At 65.2% G+C, this 5,342-nt stretch carries 6 protein-coding genes and 1 rRNA gene; 5 read left to right on the top strand and 2 right to left on the bottom strand.

Annotation, left to right across the window (positions count from 1 at the left end; all coding sequences use genetic code 11):
- A 16S ribosomal RNA gene (locus tag H7841_17890) occupies positions 1-285 on the bottom strand; the annotation flags it as partial.
- Positions 286-725: 440 nt separating this feature from the next.
- Here H7841_17890 and H7841_17885 point away from each other — a divergent pair.
- The 3 genes from H7841_17885 to H7841_17875 are packed head-to-tail and all read left to right on the top strand — an operon-like array spanning position 726 to position 2,456.
- Positions 726-1,241 (top strand): hypothetical protein, encoded by a 516-nt coding sequence (locus tag H7841_17885; protein ID MEO5338733.1) that lies wholly within the window; start codon positions 726-728, stop codon positions 1,239-1,241.
- A gap of 47 nt (positions 1,242-1,288) precedes the next feature.
- Positions 1,289-1,891 (top strand): TetR/AcrR family transcriptional regulator, encoded by a 603-nt coding sequence (locus tag H7841_17880; protein ID MEO5338732.1) that lies wholly within the window; start codon positions 1,289-1,291, stop codon positions 1,889-1,891.
- Between the two features lies 1 nt (position 1,892).
- A complete protein-coding gene (locus tag H7841_17875; GenBank protein MEO5338731.1) occupies positions 1,893-2,456 on the top strand; it encodes a histidine phosphatase family protein in 564 nt (187 codons plus the stop codon).
- Here H7841_17875 and H7841_17870 read toward each other — a convergent pair.
- Entirely contained in the window at positions 2,453-3,040 is a 588-nt protein-coding gene (locus tag H7841_17870) for a malonic semialdehyde reductase (protein ID MEO5338730.1), read from the bottom strand. The two genes, H7841_17875 and H7841_17870, sit on opposite strands and share 4 nt — an antisense overlap.
- 91 nt (positions 3,041-3,131) lie before the next feature.
- Here H7841_17870 and H7841_17865 point away from each other — a divergent pair, with 91 nt between their 5' ends.
- Both H7841_17865 and H7841_17860 read left to right on the top strand, forming a co-directional pair.
- Positions 3,132-4,154, top strand: a complete 1,023-nt coding sequence (locus tag H7841_17865) for a polysaccharide deacetylase family protein (protein ID MEO5338729.1) — start codon at positions 3,132-3,134, stop codon at positions 4,152-4,154.
- Positions 4,155-4,696: 542 nt separating this feature from the next.
- Positions 4,697-5,342 (top strand): hypothetical protein (locus H7841_17860; GenBank protein ID MEO5338728.1); only part of this gene is annotated, 646 nt, incomplete at its 3' end.

Below are 5,342 nucleotides of genomic sequence, written 5' to 3'. Positions count from 1 at the left end.
TGTGGCTGATCATCCTCTCAGACCAGCTACCGATCGTCGCCTTGGTGCGCCGTTACCACACCAACTAGCTAATCGGACGCGGGCTAATCCAACAGCGATAAATCTTTCCCCCTAGGGGCGTATGCGGTATTAGCCGAAGTTTCCCTCGGTTATCCCCCACTGCTGGGCATATTCCCACGTGTTACTCACCCGTGCGCCACTCCCGTATTGCTACGAGCGTTCGACTTGCATGTGTTAGGCCTGCCGCCAGCGTTCGTTCTGAGCCAGGATCAAACTCTCAAGTTGATGACCCCCAGGACTAGCATGTCCCGGAAGACCAACGGAGCTCATCCGTCACAAACTTCACTCACGTCCCCCATCGCCCGTAAGCGACGAAGGCCGTGTTTGGCGTCTGCGCAAACGGACAAGTCTCAGAACCCTAAGGCCCCGGTCAACCGCCGTCCACGCATCCCTTCTTCTTTCCACAATGTCAATGAACCGGGAGCGGAAACCGCACCCCACTCGACCTTGGCCCGAGGGCGTCGTGTCGAGCGCTGTCATTCCGACAGTTACAGAAGCGAAAGCCCATTCTGCCATTTCCCGCTTCGGAGATCAAGTCCCCGAAGGGTCATGGCCGGGTGGCCTTCCAACCGCCGCGGTGATATAGGTGGTTCGCGTTTGGGCGTCCAGTACTTTTTTTGCAGATGCGTGACGTTTTTTCCATCAAGCGACAGGGAGAATCCCGGATGCCTATGAATAACAAGGCTTTTTCTGGCGCCGCCAGCGCAGCGATGTTGGCGTTGGCGGCTTGCATGCCGCAGGCGGAACTGGCGTCGACCACTCCCGAATCTCCCTCCGAAGCCACGGTCCAGACTTCCTTCGGGCAGTTTCCCGATATTCCCAGCCCGGGCGGCTCCAAGCTGGTCCTCGACCGGACCCTGGTTCTGGGTTCTGGGGACAACTGGGTCGGCCAATTAGTGATCAACGCCTCGGCAGGCCCTTTCGCCCTGTTCGATTTTCTGAAGCAGAAGATGCCCGAGTTCGGCTGGACCGAGGTGACGTCGGTCCGCGCGCCGATCAGCGTATTGACCTACCAGCGCCAGAGCCGGGTCGCTTCCATCCAGATCCAGGCGCGGACCCTCACCGGGTCCGAAATGGTGTTCACCGTCTCGCCATCGGAGGGGCAGTCGGGGGCGGCCTTCGCGTCTCCCTCCCCCTCCCCGGTACGTTCCGCCCCCTTGGGTAAGGCCAGCGGGCGCTAAGGCGCTAGGTGTTGCGCGAGGCCCCGGGGTCGGACATACTGAGCGGTATGAGGCGACCGCATGCTCCCCAGGCCACCCGCCGCGTCATCCTGGAATCCGCTTGGCGGCTGGTCCGGCGCCGGGGCTTCCAGGCGACCGGGCTGAATGACATCCTGGCCGATACCGGACTCACCAAGGGCGCCTTCTACCATCACTTTCCCACCAAGCTGGCGCTGGGCTACGCCCTCGTCGAGGGACCGCTACGCGACTATGTGGAGACTTGGTGGGTCAAGCCTCTGGAAGGTAGTGACGATCCGGTCGCGGGCTTGGCCCGCATCGTTCAGGAGCGCGCGGCAGAGGACATCCCCGCGATGCTCCCTCTAGGCTGTCCCCTGACCAACCTGATGGCCGAGATGGCTTTGGTCGATGAAGGATTCCGCGACCGGCTGGACGAGCTTTATCGTCTATGGCGCAAGAGCCTCTCCCGCGCCCTCCGCCATGGCCAGCAACGGGGTACCCTACGCGGCGATCTGGATGCCGAACCGACGGCAGCGGCGATCATCGCCATCTTGCAGGGCGCCTTCGTTCAGGCCAAGACAACCCAGAGCATGGACACCTTCCGTGATTGCATGAGCGGCTTGGCCGACTATCTGACCCAGATCCGGCGCTGACATGGCGGCACCACCGGACATCGCGCTGCTGCGGGCCCCATTTTATTTTCTCCGCCATGGAGAAAGCACGGCCAACCGGGACAATGTCATTGCCGGCCGGATGGACTCGCCGCTTACCGATCTCGGCCGGCGACAGGCGGTGGAGGCAGCCGACCGCCTTGAGGGCGTCGCCTTGGGTGCCGTCTATGCCAGTACCCTGGACCGGGCGTTGCAGACCGCCCGCCCCTTCGCCGAACGGCGCGGCCTGACGGTTCGCACCCTGGCCGGACTGGGCGAGCGCGGCTGGGGCCGCCTGGAAGGGCGGCCTCTGGGCGAACGCGTCGGCGGCCCGAGAGCCGAACCTCCCGGCGCCGAACCCTGGAATATCTTCGTCGCCCGCACTTGGCGGGCCTTGGCGCAAATCGACGGATCGGCACCCGTTGTGGTAGTCGCCCACTCGGGAACCCTGCGCGCCCTGCGCGAAGGCCTGGGGCTGGACGACGGCGTGAAGGCCGTCAACGCCCAACCCATGGTATTCACCCCCCCCGAATCGCGGGGTGATCCCTGGTCCTGGCGGGCGCTCTAGCCGATCCGGCAGGCCTCATCGAAGGAAAGCCGGGGGCCACGCGGAAACAGCTTGGCCGGATCGCCGTAGCCGAGATTGCAGAGGAAGTTGGACTTCACGGCGGTGCCGGCGAAGAAGGCCTCGTCCACCTTGGCCGCATCGAAGCCCGACATGGGGCCGCAGTCGAGACCCAGCGACCGGGCCGCCATCATGAAGTACGCTCCTTGGAGGGTGGAGTTGCGGAACGCCGTGGCCTGGATCAATTCGGCGTTGCCGACGAACCAGGAGCGGGCGTCCGCATGCGGAAAGAGCCGGGGCAACTGGTCGGGAAACGCCAAGTCGTAGCCGACGATCGCCGTCGCCGGCGCCGCCATGGTCTTGGCGACGTTCGCTTCCATGAGACAGGAACGGAGGCGCTCCTTCGCCTCCGGGGAGACCACGAAGACGATGCGGGCCGGCAGGCAGTTGGCGCTGGTCGGCCCCCATTTGGCCAGGTCCCAGGCTTCCCGCAGCAAGCTTTCCGGAACGGGACGGTCCTGCCAGGCATTATGGGTCCGCGCTTGGCGGAAGAGCTGGTCGAGGGCGGAAGGGTCGAGGCCGGTCATGAAGATTCTCCCGATGGGGTGACGCGGATCACTTGTGCTTCCTCCCCAAACTGGGGAAAAATGACGGACCATGCAAGGGCGCGGAGGGGTCATGAGTCGGATCAGGGTCGCGGTCGCCGCCACGGTGGCCGCGCTGGGGATCGCGGTGGAGGCTAGGGCGGTCGATTCTGCCGCGGTGGTGATGTACCATCGCTTCGGCGATAATCGCTATGCCTCCACCAACATTCGCTTGGACCAGTTCGAGGAACATATTCGCGAGTTGAAGTCCGGTCCCTACAAGGTGCTGCCACTGCCCGAGATCGTGGCCGCCCTCAAGGAGGGCCGGGCCCTACCCGATCGGACGGTGGCCATCACCATCGACGACGCCTTCGCCACGGTCTACCGGGAGGGATGGCCGCGCCTCCGGAAGGCCGGCCTGCCTTTCACCTTCTTCGTCGCCACCGACCATCTGGACAGCGGCTCGCCGGAGCACGTCACCTGGGCCCAGTTGCGGGAGATGGTGGCGGGCGGCGGAGTGACCGTCGGCCATCACGCGGCCTCCCATGCCTCGCTGGCCCAGGAAGGGCCGGAGCGCGCCAAGGCGGAGATCGAAAAAGCCAACGGTCGGTTCCGGACCGAACTGGGCCAAGTCCCGGAACTCTTTTCCTATCCTTATGGCGAGACCGGCCAAGCGGTGACCCAAGTCGTTCGGGATTCCGGTTTCAAGGCCGCCTTCGGCCAGCACTCGGGGGCCTTCGACGGGAAGCCTGAATGGTTCTATCTGCCCCGCTTCGCCCTGAACGAGACCTACGGCACCCTGGACCGCTTCCGCCAGGCGGTGAATTCGGTCGCCTTGCCGGTGGCGGACATCACGCCGGTCGATCCTTTGATCGTCGGCGCCAACCCGCCGCCCATCGGCTTCTCGGTCGGCCCCGTGGCGGCGAGCCTGGACAGCCTGCGTTGCTTCGCATCCCACGAAGGCAGCGTCGGCCTGATCCGCCTGGGCGAATCGCGGGTGGAGGTCCGCCTGCGCAAGCCCTTGCCACCCGGCCGCTCACGGCTCAACTGTACCCTTCCGGCGGGGGAAGGGCGCTGGCATTGGTTCGGGCGGCAGTACTACGTGCCGACGCGCTGACGCTTGCTGCGGCTCCCCGGAGGCCCGCAGCCTCCGGGACCGCCTCGGATGTTATTTCTTGGCCGACTTGACGATGAAGAAAGCGGCCAGGCCGCCGATGATTCCCAACGTGATGACGACGACGCCAAGGCCGTAGGCCATGGATTCCGCGAACGACGACATGATCGAAACCCCCTTTGCCGGTTGATGGTTGCCCTTCCCGCCCCGCCCCTCGTTCGGGACTGGAATTGAAAGAATTCTAATACGCTCAGAACCGGGCCGCCAGCCCCTTGATGCCCTTTGCCGTCATTCTGCCGTCATCCTTCACGAATCCGCCCCCCACCTTCGCCGTCCCCTTCCGCCTCGCCAATCGGTTTTTGTTCCTCATGTTCCATTTTGATGATTGACATATGTTCCGCGATGTTCGACATTGCGCGCCACCACAGTCCCTGTTCCAGACTATGGCTCCTGGCAAAAGGGGGCCCCGGCGACGGCCGGGGCTGCCCTTCCAGAGGCGAGAATACGTGGGAACATAGGTCCAGCATTTACTTGGAGAACGTGCCATGGGTCTCTTTTGGCGGGACGATGACGACGAAAGGCGGAACGAAAGCCCCGGCTCCTTCCTCGATCTGGGAGACGACGACGACGAGAACGGATTCTTCGGGCGGGCCCGCCCGCGCAGCTACTTCTCCCTTGCCGACGGCGTCGGCCTGGGCCAGGCCAACAAGCCGGAGGACGTCGCCAAGGTGCAGTCGGTGCTGGCCAACTGGAACGACAAGCCTTTCCAGCGCTTCCAGGGGCCCACCGGCTTCCTGGGCGAGGACGACGTCGAAACCATCCGCGGCTACCAGGGGGCCCATGGCCTGCGCATCGACGGCTACCTGCGGCCGGGCGGCGAGACGGTGCGCAGCCTGCGCCGCGACTTCAAGGACCGGTTCAGGGGCTTCCAGGCCCCCACCGAGCGGGAGGTGGAAGACCACCACACCGATCTCAAGGCGGGCGGGCCGGGGCTGATCGCCTGGCGCCAGCCCCTGCCGAAGATCCAGGGCGACGGCCGCGACCTGCCGGAGGTGCCGGCGGAAGACCGGGCGGCCCTGGACCGTTCGGTCGAGGTGCTGCGGAACTACGCCGATCCCACCGGCTTCGCCGGCTTTTCCGCCCGCGAGGTGGCACGGGAAGGGCTGACGGCGGCGGCGCGCGGGCGCTACC

It is taken from the genome of Magnetospirillum sp. WYHS-4 (assembly GCA_039908345.1).
Classification (GTDB): domain Bacteria; phylum Pseudomonadota; class Alphaproteobacteria; order Rhodospirillales; family GLO-3; genus JAMOBD01.
Note: the sequence above shows the minus strand (reverse complement) of the source record. Positions and strands in the feature narration are given on the sequence as shown.